Source organism: Bacteroides sp. AM16-13, from assembly GCF_003602705.1.
GTDB lineage: Bacteria > Bacteroidota > Bacteroidia > Bacteroidales > Bacteroidaceae > Bacteroides > Bacteroides xylanisolvens.
The window spans coordinates 13,532-33,591 of record NZ_QTLK01000006.1 but is presented as its reverse complement, the minus strand read 5'-3'; the positions used below and the strand labels follow the sequence as shown (position 1 = coordinate 33,591).

Genomic DNA, 20,060 nt, shown 5'->3' with positions numbered 1-20,060 from the left:
GCGCCCGGACAGGTGTTCGGTGCGGAAGATGACGGCATGCAGTTCCAACCAGATGGCTACCTGCTTATGTTCCATCCCGACCTGCTGCGGAATACACCTCTCGGGCGGATAATGCGTGAATATTCGTTCTTTTCCTACGAGACAAACGAGGCATTGCACCTTAGTGTGGAAGAACGGCAAATCATCATGGATTGCTTCCACAAGATTCAATATGAATTGAACCATCCGATACACCGTCACAGCAAGAACCTCATCACAGACAGCATCAAGACGTTCCTTGATTACTGCACACGTTTCTATGACCGTCAGTTCATCACACGCGACAACCAAAACCGAGACATCCTCGCAAGATTTGAGCGGTTGCTTGACGAATACTTCCATGATGGGGCTGCTAAACGGATAGGCTTGCCCACTGTACAGTATTGTGCAGACAAGCTCTGCCTCTCGCCCAACTATTTCAGTGATTTATTGAAAAAAGAAACAGGTTCAACCGCCCTGCATTTCATTCATGACAAGTCTATTGAAATAGCCAAGACGGAACTTGCATCTACAGACGACACCGTTAATGAAATCGCCTATAATCTCGGTTTTCAGTACCCGCAACATTTTACCCGACTGTTCAAGAAAGAGGTAGGTTACACTCCGAATGAATATAGAGCGCAAGTGTCGTGAGAATTGGATTAGTACAGAATATTAGAACCCAACACCTCTCTTGCGCTTAACTTTCTTCCTTCTGCGAAGTATATCCACCATTTCCTGATTGGCTTCCGCATCAGCAGCGTTATAAGATGAGCCACTGCTTTTTAGCAATCCCCAAGAGCCGTTGAACAACTCGCTTTGTGCCGTGCCGGACGGTGCGCTTGGTGTAGCCGTTTCATATATTCCGGCTGTTATTCCCATACGTTCCCTGCATCTGTTGTGCTGCAAAGCCGCGTCAATCTTGGAATAACTGAAACGCCTGTCCACTTTGGAGCCGTTGAAATGGTAGCCATTCATGGAGAATACAACACCCTGCACCTCGCTGGTCTGCCCCTTATGCTTGAAATGTACTTCCACTCCCTGCCGTTTCAGGTTGGCGATAAGCACGTTCCAGTTGCCGCATCTGCCGACTTCCATTTTGATGATGTCGTAAAGCGCATATTTCGTCCTGTCTGGCTCTTTCAGGCGGTTGCGTTTGACATTGTCCTTTCCGCCAGCCATATGCAAGCCGTATTTCAAGGTCAATTCCTTGCAGATGCGGGTACTGCGCAGACGCTCGTGCCTGTCCGATATGGTATTGCCGTTGTTGTCTATGCGGTTGAAAGCAATATGCACGTGCGGATGCTCCTTGTCGAAATGCTGGGCGATGAAGAACTGCGTATTCTTGATTCCCATCCGTTCCATATATTCAAGCGCGATGCCTGCCATGATACGGTTCGTCAGCCGTAACTCATCCTCTTTGGAAAAACTCAACGCGATATGTCCGACAGGTTTTGTCACCTTATCGTTCATCCGTGACTGGGCATTGAAACTCATGGCGATAGTTTCCAGATTTTCCATAAACAAGCCTTCGCTTGCTACTATCTGCGTATCCTTCTTCTTGTCGATGATGTAATCCACCACACCCTTGAAGTCGCTTCCTTTTACGATTTTCGCCATCATATCCCTATCTTGGTTATAAGTTCATGAATCCTTGCCACTGCCACCTTGCAGTCCCACCGTTCATCGTGGAAGCCTCCGGCGTTTGCCTTACGCGCAAGCTGGTTGAGATTGTTAGCCATGCCGCAGAGTTGGCGGATGTATCCGGCATGTTCCTCCGACAGCCGTTCTTTCACATGACCGTTACGGAAACATTCCCTCATGTACTCGCTTGGTGATACGCCCGCCTCATGCGATCGTGTCAGCAGGCGGAAGTAGTCGGCTGCCGTCATTTTCACTGCGATACGGTATTTCAGTTTCTCGGTTGCTTCCTTCTTGGGGCGACCTCCCTTGTTGCGTTCCTTGTGTTCCTTTGTCTGTTCCATATTTTATTCCTTTTAATTCGGTTACTGATTCAACTGTATAGACCGACGGGATGCCACCTCCTGCAATTTGGATGGTGGGTGGCAAGCGGTTTCGGTACACCCGAAACACAAACTTGCTACCTCCCAATCCTTAAGGAATGAGTTTCGGGCATCTCCCGTTTTTCTCATTCGGGATGTCATAATCCCAACCCTTTCTTCTTGGGTTTTACGATAGTTCTTGGCGGTGGACTAACGGCTAATTTCTGCCGGATTCCACGCAGGTAATCGTTCAGGTCTTTATGCCCTTTGTAGTTGTCGGAGAAGTCGCGGATGCGTCCGGCGAACTTCCTTTCCAATTCCCGATACGCCTTTCTTCCCGCCTCGTCATTGTCGAGCATGCAGTGGATACGTCCATACCCGTGCAGCACATCTATAGCTTTGGAAACATTGGCGGTCGAATTGAGGATGACGTAATCCTGCCTGTCAAGGTCGGGCAAGTTCGAGCAGTTCCTCTTCCGCAACGTGAGGAATGAAAGATAGTCCATCATGCCCTCGAATACAAGGCATTTCTCTCTCGCTTCTCCCTGTTGCCGAATATGGCTGATGTCTTTGGGTGCGACACAGCCTTTGAAAAAACGGTTACGCACTTCAAATCCTCCCGCCACATTCGGAAAACCGATGGCGAAATAGGGCTTGCCGTTATGGGTGAAGTGGAGCTCTTTACATTGCGCCTTTGCCAAAGCGATGTTTATGCCCCGTTCCTGCAAGTATCGGAGCAATGCCGGATGGGTGAGTTCGCCCACCTCCAAATGTTGGAAACTCGGTTCGGATGCCTGCTGGCGAAAAGAGAAAGATATGGGACGGATGTGTGGTGCCTGTTCCGCTATCTTGCCAAGCAGATAAGGCACATGGTCGGATGCGTACAGTACCCCTGCAAGTGCGATGATGTTACCACCTCTTCCCAGTCCATAATCGAACCACAGGTTGCGGCCGGTGTTCACCTTGAACGAGGCTTCCGTTTCCTGACGGAACGGGGATTTATACCACAGGCAGTTTCCCTGTTGCTTTACGGGCGAATAACCCAAACTTTGCAGATAGTCCGCAATTTTGATTTGTTTTGCTTCTTGGATGTTCATGATATAATTTCTATGGATTTGATGATGACTGTAAAAACGTTGATTTGATGAATGAGATATGTATTGTCCTATACGTTAATGCTTTATATTCTCAACATCTTCTCAACAAACCACTCACAAATAGAGAATCCAACAAACTGATGCTGTTTCCCTCTCAACTTTTCTTTTCGATTGTTGAGAATTTGTTGAGAGTGTATGCTGTTTATTATCAGTATGGTTATATCATTATTCATCAATTCAACAAAAAAAGAATAGTATTACAGGGATTCAAGTTGTTCCCTTGTGACGGTGTAGAAACGACCGACTCTTTTTATCGGCTCATATCGGCACTCCCGATTGTAATTGAATTGGTAAGTGGTATATGTAAGCCCGTTAGAGGCAGGAGTAAGTTTCCAACATTCCTGCAATACCTTTCTGACTTGGTGCTTCTCCACCTTTACCTGCGAATGTACCAGCAAAAGAAGAATGTCGTTGTGGCAGAACGAGAATGTGTCCGTGCCGACACTTTCCATAATGTCAAGGATAAGTTCGCACATCTCTATCTCCAATCGGTTGCGGTTGCTGCGGATAATCTTCTGCAAGGCTTCGGTATGCAGCAAAGAGGGCGCAAACCACATACGGCTTTCCTTTTCGGTGGAAAGTTGTCTGTATTGCAGGTAATACAGAAAGGCAGGTATCTCAGCTTTCAGCTTTTGCAGGAAGTCTGTGTCATCGGATTGCAGACGGTCTATCTTGCGCACCCAATAGCGTGTTTCACCTGCATCAATGATAACAGGCAGATACTCGTTGTTGGAGCATAGCACGAACTTGGCAAAGAACGCTATCTCGTCACGGTCTTTGCCTTTGGCTTCCACCTTGTAGGAAAGTGTGGTGCTGAGGTTCTTCAACCGCTCGCTGTCCTCCCTGCGGTTGAGCAATACCTCGTCCACCACGATGAGCAGTTTTCCTGCCCAGTCGGAATTGAACTGGCTGCGGAAGTCCTCGTTGGTATTGAAAGTGACATTGTTTTGAAACACAGCTTTCAGGAAGTTCAGGAATGTACTCTTGCCCGTGTTGCGTTCTTCTGATACCAACAGCAGGATAGGCAGTTTCTGCACGGGTTGCAGGTAGAGCAATTGAAGATAGTCCATGCCCAATTCATACTGTTCACCGAAGATATGGCGCACCAATGACCGGATACAGGGAAACTCGCCTTGTTGCGGACGGTGTCCTATCGGCTCGTAGAGGTTCAGGAACTTGTCCACCACGGGACGGTAGTCCACATGGTCGGGGACGGTGCAGAAGCCGTCGTACTTCGGCACGGTGGCGAGATAGTCCTTGCCGTAGTCCTGCCGCAGTGTTTCGTTGTTCCACACGATGCGCTTCTTCACATAGCCTCCGTTCAGACGGGGCTGGTTCACTAACTTGTAGAGGGTAGTACCCACACGGATAAACTCCTCATTTTCAAAGTTGCCTTGTTTCATTAGCACTTCATTTTTTTGTTTAATCAGTGCAAAACTCGGCAATTAGCGCAGAACGGATTAACAACTCACGCATACCTCACGTAAGATTTTCTTGGATTTGGCTTTATGACATACAACAAAAGCCCGAAGAAATGCCATTCTAATGGATTTTTCTTCGGGTTTGTCGTAATCGTACGTATGAATGGCAATACACCTATTCACATACTCGTATAAATACATTGTTGGCAATGGGAATACGCATAGGTCTCACTACTTCATGTCGTCATATCATTAGAACTTATGCCTGATAATTAGACATATCCCAACCATTTATACCCAGCGAAAAGAAGATATTTGTTTTCTCTTTTCGCAAGTACAGCCTTTTAAATATGGCATTGCGCACCTGTTCCGCACCGAAGCTGTCAATGCGGAAAGCAAGTGCGACTATCATCGGAAAGCTGAACACATCGGCATGATACCCGTTCTCCTGCCGAACATACTTCTGTACCTCGTATTCTTTTAATGCTCCACTGTTATAGATGTTTCTGATGGCAGAACGAAGTGTCGGAGCAATTACTCCGAACAGTTCCACCAATTCCGGCTCGCTCATCCAAATGTTTGAGACATTCTCCGGCATGATGATATTGCCGGATTCATTCACTGTTATGCTGTTTCTTCTCATACTCATGACATCGTTATTCCGTTAAACGTCTTACTCAGTTTGTCGCCGAACATGGTCAGGTCGTTGTCGAGCTTCTGCGTGGTTATCTTTGCGTAGAGTTGGGTCGTGACTATATTCGTATGTCCCAACACACGGCTTACGCTTTCAATGGGCATCCCCTTGCTCAAAGCTAATGTTGCGAAGCCATGACGACTGCAATGAAATGATATTGACTTGGTTATGCCACATTCCCTTATCATCCGTTTCAACGGTTTGCAGATAGACCAATAGTTCAAGCCGGGGAATATACGATTGTCTTTCTGCATCGGTCGGTAGCGTTCGACTATCTGCAAGGGTATATCCAGCAGCTTCACTTGGAAGGCGACTTTTGTCTTGTGGCGTTTGGACAATATCCACTTCTCGCCGTTCACCTCCACGATGTTGTCATTCGTCAGTTCCTGAATGTCCACGAATGACAAGGCGGTGAAACTGGCAAAGATGAAAATGTCACGGATGTATGCGAGCTTGCTGTCTGCAAACTCATGTGTCATGACCGCTTTCAGTTCATCCTCCGTCAGATATTCCCGTTCTTTCACATTGGGGCTGATATGAAACTGGATGAAAGGATTGCGCGGTATCAACCCGTTATAATGCGCTTTCATGACCACGCCTTTCAGCCACATACAGTTTGCCCATATCGAACCGTTCCGCAATCCGGCTTCAGTCGAGAGGTATGCGGCGAACTCCTTGATGAAATCGGGAGTAAGTTCCAACATGGACATATCGCTGCGTCTGTAAAACGACTTGATAAAGGCGGCTACATGGTTTCTTGCCCGTACACGTGCCCGATAGGTAGCCATTACCCTGTCTTTGCCTACCCGTTTCTTGAACACTTCGTTCTCACGGTCGAATGCTTTTAGCAGCGTCTCATACTCGCTGCCGATTCCCTGATAGGCGTTGCGCACCATCTCAGCCGTAACAAATGCCTCGCGGTCTGAAATGCGCTGGTAATGTTTGATGATTTGCGCCTTGATGTTGTCAAGGGCAAGGTTGATGTCTCGTGCCTCGCGGCTCTTGCCTTTCGCCTTGTTTCCTTTCACGTCCCAAAGCGTTTTCGGGATGTTCTGCTTACAACTGAACTGCGCCACAGTCCCGTTGATTGTCACTCGTCCCATGATGGGGACAATACCGTTTTTCTCCTTGCTGCCGTTCACGTAGAACAGAACCTTGAATGTGCTTCTTGCCATACTCGTTTTTTGTTTGCAAAGTTATTACTCAACGAGTTAGACCTTGATATGCCAACCTGTGCCACAAGCTGCCAAATACAACACGGTGTGTTAAAAATCACCATTCGGCGGGTAATGATTTGGAGACCGTTCTTCTTCATAAATCCGCTTTCCTTTACGTTACCTCGATTTTTCGCCTGTCCTCATTTGTCTTCGCAAACGCCTTATTGACAGGCATTACGAAGACATTTGTCCCTTTTTATTCGTCTTTTCCAGAGATTTAAAGTAACTTTGCTTGGATAAACAATCAATATTGTAATACTATACAAATTTTGCTGCATGGAACAGACTTTGGTAAATGGGATAGCTGATAACTTATTGCATAATATCTTTAATGACTTGTCTGTAGGCTTGGAATTGTATGATAAGGACGGTCTCATGATAGATGTCAATTATTCACGGTTGAGATCAATGGGGATAAAAGACAAAAAGGATATTTTGGGCTATAATCTATTCAACTACACCAGTTTCTCTGATGAAATCAAGGAACAGATCAGAAAAGGAGAAACAGTGCGTTTCATGGCAAAATATGATTTTGATGACTTGTGCCGTCTTTTTCCTACTAATCTGTCCGGTATAAAATTCTTCGAGATTACCGTTTCTTTTGTACATAATGATAAGTCTGAAATTACCAATTATATGGTGATAACTCAAGATATCACCGAACGTGTTTTGTGGCAAAACAAATATGACAATCTTTACGAAGAGGTTGTGCGTTCGAAAAAAGAACTTCTTGAGAGCGAACAAAGAATGATCCATTTGATTCGTCAGAATGAATTGGTATTGAACAATATTAATTCGGGATTGGCATATATTGCGAACGACTATATCGTACAATGGGAGAATATCTCGCTTTGTAGTAAAAGCCTTTCTTATGAGGCTTACAAAAAAGGAGAACCTTGCTATCTGACAGCCCATAATCGCACCACTCCTTGTGAGAATTGTGTGATGCAACGTGCCCGGAAATCCGGTCAGGTAGAGTCTATCTTGTTTAATCTGGATAACAAGCATGTCATAGAAGTCTTTGCTACTCCCATATTTAATGAACAGGGAGATGTTGACGGTGTCGTGATTCGTGTAGATGATGTTACCGAGCGGCAGCACATGATTGGTGAACTTGAAAAGGCAAGGAGCCGCGCTGAACAATCCGATAAGTTGAAATCCGCCTTTCTGGCAAATATGAGCCATGAAATTCGTACACCGTTAAATGCTATCGTTGGTTTTTCCGACTTATTGATGGTGACGGAAGATCAAGAAGAAAAAGAAGAATTTATTCAGATTATCAATGCCAACAATGAGTTGCTTTTGAAACTGATTAACGACATACTGGATCTTTCGAAAATAGAAGCCGGCTCGGTAGAACTGAAATACGAAGATTTTGATTTGGCTGTTTATTTCAACGAATTAGCTGCTTCGATGCATCGTCGTGTAGTAAATCCGCAGGTTCGGTTAGTTCCCGTGAATCCTTATGAAACCTGTACCGTTCGTTTGGATAAAAACCGGTTAGCGCAGATTCTCACTAACTTTGTAACTAATGCTATCAAATATACCTCCAAAGGAACTATTGAAATGGGGTATGAAAAGATAGACGGAGATATTCGTCTTTACGTTCGTGATACAGGTATTGGTATACCGGAAGATAAAAAAGACAAGGTGTTCCATCGTTTTGAGAAACTGGATGAATTTGCACAGGGAACCGGACTGGGACTGTCTATTTGTAAAGCCATCGTTGAGGCTTGCAGGGGAGAGATAGGCTTTGAGTCGGAATTTGATAAAGGATCTTTATTTTGGGCGGTTTTGCCATGCCTGTTTGATTCGGTTGACAGCGAGCCGACTTCTTCACGTCGGAATAATGAGAAGGATGCAGATAATGAAAGCATTCTTGACTCCGAAGAAACAAAGAAAGTACCTAAAAGAGTGCTGGTCGTTGAGGATATTCAAAGTAACTTCTTTTTGGTATCTTCTATTTTGAAAAACAAATGCCAGTTGTTACACGCACCGAATGGACTGGAGGCAGTTGAGATTGTTCGTACCCAACCGGTGGATTTGGTACTGATGGATATGAAGATGCCTGTTATGGACGGGCGTACTGCAACCTCGGAGATCCGGAAGTTTAATGCTGAAATTCCGATTATCGCCCTGACTGCTCATGCCTTTGATGCCGACCGGGTAGCTGCGTTGAAAGCCGGTTGTGATGATTATCTGGTGAAGCCGATCAATGGTGCGAAGTTGATGCAGACTCTGAAAGAGTATGGTTGTTGAAAGGAGGGGATTAAAAATGTGCTGATCTGAAAAAGGGTATATTCTATTCTTTCTGTTTTTAATATATCGGTCACTTGTTTGTGGTGAAGGAAAAAACGCTCTGCATTTTGGATGAAAGAATGTAGGGTTGTTTGTTATCCTGGATAATTCCTGTCTAAAAATAAATAATTTCTCTGTATTGCTATCTATATGCTTACTATTTGCCCGTATGTAGTTTGCTTTATCATTTTTCTTTTGTGCGCTTGTGATGATGAACTAGCCTATAAACGGGCTTTTCCGAGGGCTTTTATAACTTGGTCGGTGAGTATGGAAGGCTTTCTCGGTGAGGAAGGATGTGTTCCTCACCGAGGAATGGCTTATTGCTCACCGAGGAAAATCATTTATTTCTTTAAAGAAAACGCATATCATCTGAAAATATATGCTGTATTGTGGTGGTAATATGCATATATATGTGATAATATGGATGCTTTTAATTCCGGATTACCATCTTCAATAGTTTTGTTTTCTTTCTTAATCTGAAAAATAGAACATTTCTCTTGTTTGTTTGGAGGAATTGAAAGGGAGACAGCTTACTATAAAAGGCTATAAATCCGTAAAGTTTGGGATTGTTTTTTATGTTTATGGATTTAAATAGTTACCTTTGCTAAAAATAGAATATCATGTCCAAATACGTCAATCCTTTTACTGATATAGGATTTAAAATTATTTTTGGTCAACCGGCCAGTAAGAATTTGCTCATCACTTTGTTGAACGAACTACTTGCAGGTGAACATCATATTACAGAACTTACTTTTCTGGATAAGGAAGATCATGCGGACAATGTGAGTGATAAAGGTATCATTTATGATCTTTATTGCCGTACAGCAAGTGGTGAGTATATTATCGTGGAGATGCAGAATCGTTGGCACAGTAATTTTTTAGATCGTACACTTTATTATGTTTGTCGTGCTGTGAGTCGGCAGATAGAATCTCCTTCTTCAAAAGAAGTCCCTGTCCCTGAAGATCCGATGACTGCAAGAGAACCACTTGTCTCTTATGGAAAGCAGTATAGACTACCTACTATATATGGAATTTTCCTGATGAATTTCAAAGAGGAAAATTTAGAGGCTAAATTCCGTACGGATACGGTTCTTTCCGACCGTGATACAGGGAAGATTGTTAATCCGCATCTCCGGCAGATTTATTTGCAATTTCCTTATTTTACAAAGGATTTGTCGGACTGCCATACATTATATGATAAATTAATTTATGCACTGAAGAATATGAGCAATTGGAATAGAATGCCGGATGCTTTGAAAGAACAAGTGTTTGAACATCTGGCGAGATTGGCAGCAGTTGCCGATCTTTCGGAAGAAAACCGTATCGCTTATGATAAGGCATTAGATCGGTATAGGGTCAACCAAATTGTAGAGGAGGATGAACGGCGTAAAAACGAAGAGATGCGGAGAAAAGCGGCTGAAGAAGGGTTAAAGGAAGGGATGAAGGCCGGGTTGGAAAAAGGAGTGAAAAAAGGAAGGCTAGAGGGAATAAAAGAAGGGATGAAAGAAGGGATGAAGGAAGGGTTGGAGAAAGGGTTGGAGAAAGGAGAGCAAAAGAAGCAAATTGAAATTGCTCGGAAGATGAGAGAGGACGGAATATCCATTGATATAATTATCAAATATACGGGTCTTCAATCTTCTGATATAGAAAACCTATAATATATCTTCATAGGAAAATTGTTGTAGTTATATTAGGATAAAATATAAAGGAGGCGGGAATATTCAAGAATGGATACTTCCGCTTTCTTTTTTTGATTCGTAAGATGTCCAACAATGTCTATGATGGTTAGATATATCGATGAAATGGATGATTTTAGACAAAATTGGAAAAATAGTAGCTAAAATAGAACATGCATATTCAGTAACCACGTCTATATTTGCGTATGGATTTCAGCAAAAAATCTGGAATAAGCTTTTTAATCTTTAAATTTAATAATTTATAAAAATGACTTCTATGAAGAACCTATCAAAAGTTTTTCTGCTATGTTTCATCACATTGTTTGCGTTTGCAGCGCAATCTATGGGACAAGGAAAAAACATTACCGGTCAGGTAGTGGATGCTCTAAATGAAAGTATGCCTGGTGTCAATGTACAAGTAAAAGGTACTACTAATGGGACAATTACCAACATTGATGGAAAATTCTCCATTTCCGTTCCAAACTCAAAATCAGTGTTGGTCTTTACTTTTATCGGTTATTCCAAACAAGAAATAGTGGTTGGAAATCAGACTAAAATTAACGTTCAATTAAAAGAGGATGCACAAAATTTGGATGAAGTAGTTGTTGTTGGTTATGGAACGGCTAAAAAGAGCGATTTAACAGGCGCTACAGCCAGTCTTCGTCCTGATGCGAATGATGCTTCAAAAGCTGTATCTATTGACGGGCTATTGCAAGGTAAGATTGCAGGTTTAAATGTAACAGCTTCAATGTCTACTCCGGGTGCTGCTTCTTCTGTCACTATTCGTGGTGCTAACTCATTACGTGGAGATAATCAGCCGTTATATGTGATTGATAATGTGCCGCAAGCATCTACTGGTGAGTTTGCCGAGTCTGCTGTGGGAGGTGGTGACTTCCAAATAGCTCAAGATCCGTTGAGTGCAATAAATCCTAATGATATTGAGGATATTACCGTCTTGAAAGATGCTTCTGCTACTGCGATTTATGGTTCTCGTGGTGCCAATGGCGTAATTCTTATTACAACTAAAAAGGGAAAGGCCGGAAAGGCAAAAGTAAATGTCACAGCGAACTTTACGATAGCTAATGCACGTAACTTGCACGATATGTTAAATTTGGAAGAGTATGCCGATTACACTAATTCTAAATTAGACCAACCGCGATATTATCTGCAACCTAATGGTGAAATGCGTTACGTATTTAGTGGTAATGAATCCGCTTATCAGGCAGATCCGAATAATCCGGAATTATATAAGGTTATTACCTATCGCAACTGGCAAAAAGAAGCATATACATCAGCTTTCTCACAGGTCTACTCGGCTTCTGTCAGTGGAGGAACTGCCGGTATGAAATATTATATCTCCGGTAACTTTAAGGATATTAATGGTATCGTAGAAAATACAGGAATAAAACAGGGTGACTTGCGTGCTAATTTAACTGCTGAATTATCTAAAAAAGTAACTTTAAATTTGATATTGAGCGGTTCATTAAAGCAGAATGATATGATGACGGGCGGTAATACAACCGGAGGCGTTGCCGGATCTTTGGCTCGTACGGTTCTTGATACAGCTCCTTATATTGTTCCTGATGATGATCCGGGTGCTTTGGAATCAAAAATGAATGTATTTAGTTGGGTAAATGATTATGATGATATTACTAATAATAAGACATTTAATGGAAGCTTGAATCTGAATTGGAACATTAATAAATATTTCTCGTATAGTCTGCGTGCAGGGGGGAATATAATTGTCAATGACCGTAAACGTTGGTATGGGATTCAGTTACCTCCGGGAGAAAATGTGAAGGGTTTACTGGCAATCAGTAATGTCAATAAGTCTAATTATACAGTGGAAAACCTGTTAAACTTTAATATGGACTTGACTAAGGATTTTCGTCTGTCGGCAACAGCGGGTATCACTTATGATGAATATCATTTTCTGACAGAGAATGTTTCAGGCAATACTTTTTCTATCTATGACTTACGTACTAAAGGATTGTCTAATGCAGGAAAAGTGGATGTAAAACAGCCTATACAAAAAGATTATCAATTACTTTCATATTTAGGACGTGTTAATTTATCTGCTTATGATAAGTACTTGTTGACGGCTTCATTGCGTGCTGACGGATCCAGTAAATTTAAAAAGGGTAATCGTTGGGCATATTTCCCGTCTTTCTCATTAGCATGGCGTATGGAACAGGAAGCTTATATGAAGAGCATTGATTGGCTAAGTCAGTTGAAGGTACGTGTTGGTTATGGTGAGACAGGTAATCAGGGTATTGATCCATATCAGTCTCTATCTATTTATGAAAATAAGGTGGACTATGCTGATGGAGATGGGAATAAACTGACGTCTATGCAAATCAAAAGTCTGCAAAATGAGGGTTTGAAGTGGGAACGTACTTCTTCGTGGAATGTTGGTCTTGACTTTGGTTTCTTTAATGGTCGCCTGAATGGTGCATTTGATTATTACCGTAAAAACACAAAAGATTTGTTGGTTGAGCGTGCTCTGCCATATTCCAGTGGATTTGCAACAGTGATGATAAATGAAGGCTCGTTGTTGAATAAAGGTTTTGAGTTTAGTTTAAATGCTGATATTATTCGCAGTAACGGGTGGAAGTGGAATGTAGGCGGAAATATTGGTTTCAACAAGACTACGATTGAGAATTTAGGTTTGGAAGTTTCTGATATAGGTTCCTTGAAAGGAGTACGTGGTTATTTAGGTAAGACGATTGGCGATCATTTTGGACCTGCAAATGTTTTTATTGAGGGTGAGGCTCCGGGACTATTTTTCGGTTATAAGACACAGGGAATTATTCAGGAAGAAGATGTTGTTGATGGCAAAGTAGGATATATCTCATCAGATGGTTCTACCAAATATTACACTTCATCTGTTGGAAATGATATGGCAGCTGGTAATATTAAATGTGTGGATGTGAATGAAGATGGTATAGTAGATCCTAATGACATGGTTGTGATAGGTGATCCGAATCCTGATTTCACCTATGGTTTCCAGACACGTTTGGAATGGAAGAATATATCTCTTTCTGCTTCTTTTACAGGTGTTTATGGTAATGATATTCTGAATACAAATATCCGTTACGAACAGACTCCTTCCAGGCAGGCCGGAAACTTGAGAAAAGATGCTTATTATAATGCCTGGACTCCGGAGAATCGTTCTAATTTATATCCGTCGTCTACTTCAAATGTAAAAGGTGTTGTTTATGATCGTTATGTAGAAGATGGAAGTTATTTGCGTTGTTCAGATATTACGCTGAATTATATTTTGCCTAAAGCGTGGATGACTAAGATTGGGTTCCAGAATACCAGTATTTTTGCTTCAGTAAAGAATGCATTTGTTATAACCAATTATAGTGGATATGATCCGGAGGTAAATAGCTTTGCATTTGATGGCCTGCGTCGGGGTATTGATATGAATGCTTTTCCAAATATGCGTTCTTTTGTGTTTGGCTTGAATGTAACCTTTTAATTTACAATAAATGATTATGAAAATGAAGAAATTTACCTATATATTTTTATTAGCAAGCTGCTTATTATTGGCTTCTTGTGAATCGTGGTTAGATGAAGACCCGCAATATACTTTGAATACACAAATTCAGTTTTCTACTTCTGAAAAGGCACGTGCAGCATTATATGGATGCTATGGTTATTTTGCATTGACTAGTGGAGGATATGGTCAGCATTGGCAAGAAATTCCGGTACGATATAGTGGTTTCGGATGGGCACAGACTAATGGGGGTACAAATGATATGTGTGGATGGCTGCAATGTGACTATACAGATGATCTGTTGACAAATGCATGGTATGTAATGTATAAAGTAATTAATGAAACGAATGCATTTATAGCCAACGTAGAAAGTACTTCTTTGGAGGATAAAGACGAAATGGCTGCAGAGGCTCATTTCTTGCGTGCCTTGTCTTATTATAACCTTGCAATATGTTGGGGAGATGTACCCTTGAAGACAACTCCTTCTTCTCATGACGGCGTAGCTGTACCTCGTTCCTCGCGTTTAGAGGTGTTGGATGTTGTACGAAGTGACTTGGAATTTGCTTCAAAATATTTGCCGGAAACGAATTCTGATGGATTTCCAACGAAATGGACTGCAGAAGCATATTTAGGTAAGTTGTATCATACTTTAGGTTGTTTGGGTGATGCTACAGCTTGGGAAAAAGCAAAGACCTATTTTGAAGGAGTGAAAGGTAAATATGATTTGGAATCGAAATTTTCTAATTTATTTGTTGATAAGATTAAAGGTTCTAAAGAATCTATATTTCAACTGGGATTTCAGGTGAATGGTGAGTTGTCTTCTTTTAATAGGGGATCTTGGGTTTTTAATCCTGCTGCATCATCTTATGGTAAAAGTTTCCATAGAGTGAAGTGTACGAAAGCTTTTTATGATTTCTTTGCGGGAACCTATTGGGGAGATCCTCGTATTGAGACTACATTTATGGCAAAATGGAGAAAATGTACAAACAATATCGGACCTGTAGCTCAAGTAGAGCCTGTGCCGTCTGCCCGTGACTCTACCTATGAATATCCTTATTTCACTTATGATAGCGGTATAAAACCTGCCGGTTGGAAAAATAACAAGTTGTTAGTTGGTAGAATTCCTTATGAGTTATTGACTAATAAAGAGAATCCGAGCGCGGATGAAATTTTGGCTATCACGAATGATGAAACCAAATTTGATGAGAAATATCGTAAAGGATTGAAAGATTTTTTGAATGTATGTACTGCGGCGGGTAGGACAGGAGAAAGAGCGGCATGGCCTCATTTTGCAAAAGCTTTTGATATGAATATGGCAGGTATTGCCAGTCATAAAAATCTAATTTTATATCGTTATGCAGATTTATTATTGATGTTGGCTGATGTCTATAATGAATTGGATAGAAAAGACGATGCAATTAATACAGTAGATCTCGTGTTGGCGCGTGCACGTAAGTCGGGAGCTAAGGTTTCGACACAACCAGCCAAATGGGAGTCAACATTAACAAAAGATCAAGTACGTGAAAAGATATTCTTTGAAAGACTTTTTGAAGGTGCCGGTGAAACTGAAATGTATCAAATGATGCGCTTGCGTGGAACTGAATATTTGAAAAAAGCACTTACTGTGAATAATAATCACTCAATAACTAAAAAGTGGCAGGAGAATAATCCCAATGCAACGGGAGTCTGGGGTGAACGTATTTACAATAATGGAAATTTGAATGATGAGACTTTCTTGAAAAAGAATTTGTTGTTCCCTATTCCGCGTGATGAAATGAATACTAATATAGCTATTACAAAAAATAACTTCGGCTATTAAAAATAGTAGTTATAACAAGTTGTTTTTTCCCGAATGCAGAGGAGGAGTGTTTCTGCTTTTCATTCGGGTTTTCTTTATATAAATAGAAATCATTGTATATATTTTCTTGGATTTGCTGGATTGGAAATGAGTTGTAAATAGTGTTTTTGCCATTTTTCCTTCTGAAACAGACAAAAATGGAGAATATTGGAAATTAATTGGTTATTTGTGAACATGGATTTTGTTGACAGGTCTCTACCTTTGTCACTACAATCTAATATAAAGTTGTTTTATGGAAAAACTGCAATCAAACTTATTCTTTCCTTTAGCAGGAATAGCTGCCGTAGCTTCCCTTGCTTCCTGCTCAAACAAGCAAAAGTCTGCGGAGCAACTCCCTTTGAATATCGTCTACATTATGACAGACGACCACACAGCTCAAATGATGAGCTGTTACGACACACGCTACATGGAAACCCCCAACCTCGACCGCATTGCTGCTGACGGTGTACGTTTTACTCAAAGCTTTGTTGCCAATTCTTTAAGCGGCCCCAGCCGTGCCTGCATGATAACGGGCAAACATAGTTGTGCCAATAAATTCTATGATAATACCACTTGCGTATTCGACAGTTCACAACAAACTTTTCCGAAACTGTTGCAGAAAATCGGTTATCAGACAGCATTGGTGGGTAAATGGCATCTTGAAAGTTTGCCTTCCGGCTTTGATTACTGGCAGATTGTTCCCGGACAAGGAGACTACTACAACCCGGATTTCATCACGCAGAACAATGACACTATCCAAAAACATGGATACATCACGAATCTTATTACTGATGACGCCATTGACTGGATAGAAAACAAACGCAATCCGGAAAAACCTTTCTGCCTTTTGATTCACCACAAAGCAATTCACCGTAACTGGTTGGCGGATACTTGCAACCTGGCTTTGTACGAAGATAAAACCTTCCCGCTACCGGATAATTTCTTTGACGATTACGAAGGACGTCCCGCCGCTGCCGCGCAAGAGATGAGCATTGTGAAGGACATGGACATGATTTATGACCTCAAAATGCTTCGTCCTGATAAAAACACCCGTCTGAAATCCTTATATGAGAAGTATATCGGACGTATGGACGAAGGTCAACGTGCTGCATGGGACAAATTCTACACACCGGTTATAGATGATTTCTACAGGCAGAACCTGCAAGGCAAGGAACTTGCCAATTGGAAATTCCAGCGTTACATGCGTGACTATATGAAGACCGTAAAATCACTGGACGACAATGTTGGTCGTGTACTCGACTATCTGAAAGAGAAAGGCTTGCTGGATAACACACTTGTCGTCTATACTTCCGACCAAGGATTCTACATGGGCGAACACGGTTGGTTTGATAAACGCTTCATGTACGAAGAATCCATGCGTACACCGCTTATCATGCGTCTGCCGAAAGGATTCGACCGCAGAGGTGATATCACAGAAATGGTACAGAACATCGACTATGCACCCACCTTCCTCGAACTGGCAGGGGCAGAAATCCCTTCTGATATCCAAGGGATATCCCTCGTTCCTTTACTGAAAGGCGAACATCCGAAAGACTGGCGGAAAGCTCTCTACTATCATTTCTACGAATATCCTGCCGAACACATGGTGAAACGTCATTACGGGGTACGTACAGACCGCTATAAATTGATTCATTTCTATAATGATATCAACTGGTGGGAACTCTACGACTTGCAGGCAGACCCGTCGGAAATGCACAACCTCTACGGGCAACCTGAATACGAACCGGTAGTGAAAGAACTGAAAGAAGAAATGCTGCAACTTCAGGAGCAATACAATGACCCTGTCCGCTTCTCACCGGAAAGAGACAAGGAATAACACCAACGTATATACACCATGAAAAGATACATCTTAATCATTCTCATACTGCTTTCGCCACTGACAGTGTTCTTGCAGGCTGATAACTTAACATCCCCTTTAATTTCAATAGTACCACGCCCGACACAGATTGTGCCGGGTAGTGGTAACTTCACCTTTTCTGCAAAAACGGCATTTGCGGTAGAAAATCAGGAGCAGGCTGCGATTGCCCGCAATTTTATCGACTTGTTTACCCGTGCTGCCGGAATAACTCCGGCTTTGAATGTCGGCAGCAAAGAAGGACAAGTCCGTTTTGTGACAGATTCTTCTTTTAAACCCGAAGCATATCTGTTGGAGATTACACCGCAACAGATACTTATTAAAGCTTCGGATACAAAGGGCTTCTTCTATGCCCTGCAATCTGTCCGTCAACTCCTGCCTGCTACCATAGAATCAGAGCAACCGGTACAGAATATCGCTTGGAGCGTTCCCGCAATGACAGTTCGGGATGAGCCCCGTTTTGGTTTCAGAGGATTACTTCTGGACCCGGTACGTTGCTTTATTCCCAAAGAGAACGTACTGCGAATCATCGACTGTATGGCGATGTTGAAAATAAACAAACTTCATTTTCATCTGACGGACGATAACGGCTGGCGGATTGAAATAAAGAAATATCCTCGTTTGACGGAAGTAGGAGCGTGGAGAGTAGACCGTACGGATGTACCTTTTCACTCACGCCGTAACCCGAAGCGTGGAGAGCTTACTCCAATAGGTGGTTTCTATACACAGGAGGAGATTCGGGAAATTGTAGCTTATGCTGCCGACAGACAAATAGAAGTCATTCCGGAAATAGATGTACCGGCACACAGTAACGCTGCTTTGGCTGCTTATCCCCAGTTTGCTTGTCCGGTTGTGAAAGACTTTATCGGTGTACTTCCCGGCTTGGGAGGACGAAATTCCGAGATTATCTACTGTGCGGGAAATGATAGCGTATTTACATTCTTGCAGGATGTCTTTGACGAAATTCTGGCACTTTTCCCTTCCCGCTATATTCATGTCGGAGGAGATGAAGCGCGAAAGACGAACTGGGAAAAATGTCCGCTTTGTCAGAAACGGATGAGAAAGCAGCATTTAGCCAATGAGGAAGACTTGCAAGGTTATTTCATGAAGCGTATCAGTGATTATCTGCGTAAGAAAGGACGCGAGGTGATTGGCTGGGATGAATTGACAAACAGCTCTTTTCTTCCCGAAGAGTCCATTATTCTCGGTTGGCAGGGAATGGGAACGGCTGCCCTGAAAGCTGCTGAAAAAGGACATCGTTTCATCATGACTCCGGCGCGTATCATGTACCTGATTCGCTATCAGGGACCGCAATGGTTTGAACCGGTAACGTATTTTGGTAACAATACCCTAAAAGATGTTTTTGATTACGAACCTGTACAAAAAGACTGGAAACCGGAATACGAATCATTGCTAATGGGGATACAGGCCTGTATGTGGACGGAATTCTGTAATAAACCGGAAGATGTGGATTATCTTTTGTTCCCTCGTCTGGCTGCCTTGGCAGAAGTGGCTTGGACAGCTGCAGGAACGAAGGACTGGACTGGATTTTTGAAACGAATGGATGTATACAATTCGCATATTGCAGAAAAAGGAATTGTTTATGCCCGCTCAATGTATAACATACAACAGACGGTGACACCAGTGGACGGACATCTGGAAGTGAGTTTGGAATGTATCCGTCCGGATGTGGAAATTTATTATACACTGAATGGGAGTAATCCGGCAATGTCTTCTCATCGTTACGACGGACCTATCTGTGTGACGAAAACGCAAATGGTGAAAGCCGCTACCTTTATGAACGGCAAGCAAATGGGAGAAACCTTAGAGTTGCCACTCACATGGAACAAAGCTACGGCAAAACCTTTGCTTGACAATAAGAAGAACGAAATGTTATTAGTCAATGGATTGCGGGGAAGCTTGAAATATACTGATTCTGAATGGTGTAACTGGAGCCGGAATGATTCTATCTCTTTCACAATAGATTTGCAGAGTCAGGAAAAACTGAATAAATTAGCTATTGGTTGCATTACGAATTATGGAATGGGAGCGCACAAACCGAAAATGATTCGCGTAGAAGTTTCTGATGATAATCGTACCTACCATGCCATAGGAGAATTGAACTTTTCTCCGGAAGAAATCTATCAGGAAGGAACTTTCAGAAATGACTATTCGATAGACATGGGCGGAGTATCTGCTCGTTATGTCCGGGTGACGGCAGAAGGTGCAGGGGTATGTCCTGACGAGCATGTCCGCCCCGGTCAGGAAGCGAGAGTCTATTTTGATGAAGTGATTATAGAATAGTAATCAAGTAGTTAAAAAATAGCAATTAGGTGCTTTGTAAAACAATCTTGTATAAAC

Annotated in this window: 13 protein-coding genes; 7 read left to right on the top strand and 6 right to left on the bottom strand. The window is 42.3% G+C overall.

What is annotated here, in order from left to right; all coding sequences use genetic code 11:
• The first annotated feature begins 12 nt into the window (after positions 1-12).
• Entirely contained in the window at positions 13-672 is a 660-nt protein-coding gene (locus DW173_RS06080; RefSeq protein WP_004329304.1) for a helix-turn-helix domain-containing protein, read from the top strand.
• Between the two features lie 21 nt (positions 673-693).
• On the opposite strand, the gene DW173_RS06075 is transcribed toward DW173_RS06080, so the two are convergent.
• From DW173_RS06075 to DW173_RS06050, 6 genes are all read right to left on the bottom strand, one after another.
• The gene (locus DW173_RS06075) at positions 694-1,641 is read right to left on the bottom strand and encodes a relaxase/mobilization nuclease domain-containing protein (RefSeq protein ID WP_007560543.1); all 948 of its coding nucleotides are present in this window, start codon (positions 1,639-1,641) and stop codon (positions 694-696) included.
• On the bottom strand, positions 1,638-2,003 hold the full coding sequence (locus tag DW173_RS06070; protein WP_004329306.1) for a MobC family plasmid mobilization relaxosome protein: 366 nt from the start codon (positions 2,001-2,003) through the stop codon (positions 1,638-1,640). The genes DW173_RS06075 and DW173_RS06070 overlap by 4 nt, the downstream gene beginning before the upstream one ends.
• A 176-nt stretch (positions 2,004-2,179) precedes the next feature.
• On the bottom strand, positions 2,180-3,118 hold the full coding sequence (locus DW173_RS06065) for a toprim domain-containing protein (RefSeq protein WP_120144015.1): 939 nt from the start codon (positions 3,116-3,118) through the stop codon (positions 2,180-2,182).
• A 257-nt stretch (positions 3,119-3,375) separates the two neighbouring features.
• Positions 3,376-4,581 (bottom strand): primase-helicase family protein, encoded by a 1,206-nt coding sequence (locus DW173_RS06060; RefSeq protein WP_004328112.1) that lies wholly within the window; start codon positions 4,579-4,581, stop codon positions 3,376-3,378.
• A gap of 277 nt (positions 4,582-4,858) precedes the next feature.
• Positions 4,859-5,248 carry a hypothetical protein gene (locus DW173_RS06055; RefSeq protein WP_004328110.1) on the bottom strand — a complete coding sequence of 130 codons (390 nt, stop codon included), beginning with the start codon at positions 5,246-5,248 and terminating at the stop codon, positions 4,859-4,861.
• Positions 5,245-6,468: a site-specific integrase gene (locus DW173_RS06050; RefSeq protein WP_005775881.1), complete on the bottom strand. Its 1,224-nt coding sequence runs from the start codon at positions 6,466-6,468 to the stop codon at positions 5,245-5,247. Before DW173_RS06050 ends, DW173_RS06055 begins: the two co-directional genes overlap by 4 nt.
• A 318-nt stretch (positions 6,469-6,786) precedes the next feature.
• On the opposite strand from DW173_RS06050, the gene DW173_RS06045 reads away from it, so the two are divergent.
• The 6 genes from DW173_RS06045 (at position 6,787) to DW173_RS06015 (ending at position 20,003) form a co-directional block, all read left to right on the top strand.
• Positions 6,787-8,769: a response regulator gene (locus tag DW173_RS06045; RefSeq protein ID WP_120144013.1), complete on the top strand. Its 1,983-nt coding sequence runs from the start codon at positions 6,787-6,789 to the stop codon at positions 8,767-8,769.
• Positions 8,770-9,428: 659 nt separating this feature from the next.
• Positions 9,429-10,466: a PD-(D/E)XK nuclease family transposase gene (locus DW173_RS06035; RefSeq protein WP_087317811.1), complete on the top strand. Its 1,038-nt coding sequence runs from the start codon at positions 9,429-9,431 to the stop codon at positions 10,464-10,466.
• Positions 10,467-10,761: 295 nt separating this feature from the next.
• Positions 10,762-13,968: a SusC/RagA family TonB-linked outer membrane protein gene (locus DW173_RS06030; protein ID WP_032851522.1), complete on the top strand. Its 3,207-nt coding sequence runs from the start codon at positions 10,762-10,764 to the stop codon at positions 13,966-13,968.
• A 22-nt stretch (positions 13,969-13,990) separates the two neighbouring features.
• On the top strand, positions 13,991-15,805 hold the full coding sequence (locus tag DW173_RS06025) for a RagB/SusD family nutrient uptake outer membrane protein (protein ID WP_008026069.1): 1,815 nt from the start codon (positions 13,991-13,993) through the stop codon (positions 15,803-15,805).
• A 271-nt stretch (positions 15,806-16,076) separates the two neighbouring features.
• Positions 16,077-17,660 carry a sulfatase gene (locus DW173_RS06020; protein ID WP_120144012.1) on the top strand — a complete coding sequence of 528 codons (1,584 nt, stop codon included), beginning with the start codon at positions 16,077-16,079 and terminating at the stop codon, positions 17,658-17,660.
• Positions 17,661-17,678: 18 nt separating this feature from the next.
• Complete coding sequence (locus DW173_RS06015; RefSeq protein WP_120144010.1) at positions 17,679-20,003, top strand: glycoside hydrolase family 20 protein; 2,325 nt, start codon at positions 17,679-17,681, stop codon at positions 20,001-20,003.
• The last annotated feature ends 57 nt before the right edge of the window (positions 20,004-20,060 follow it).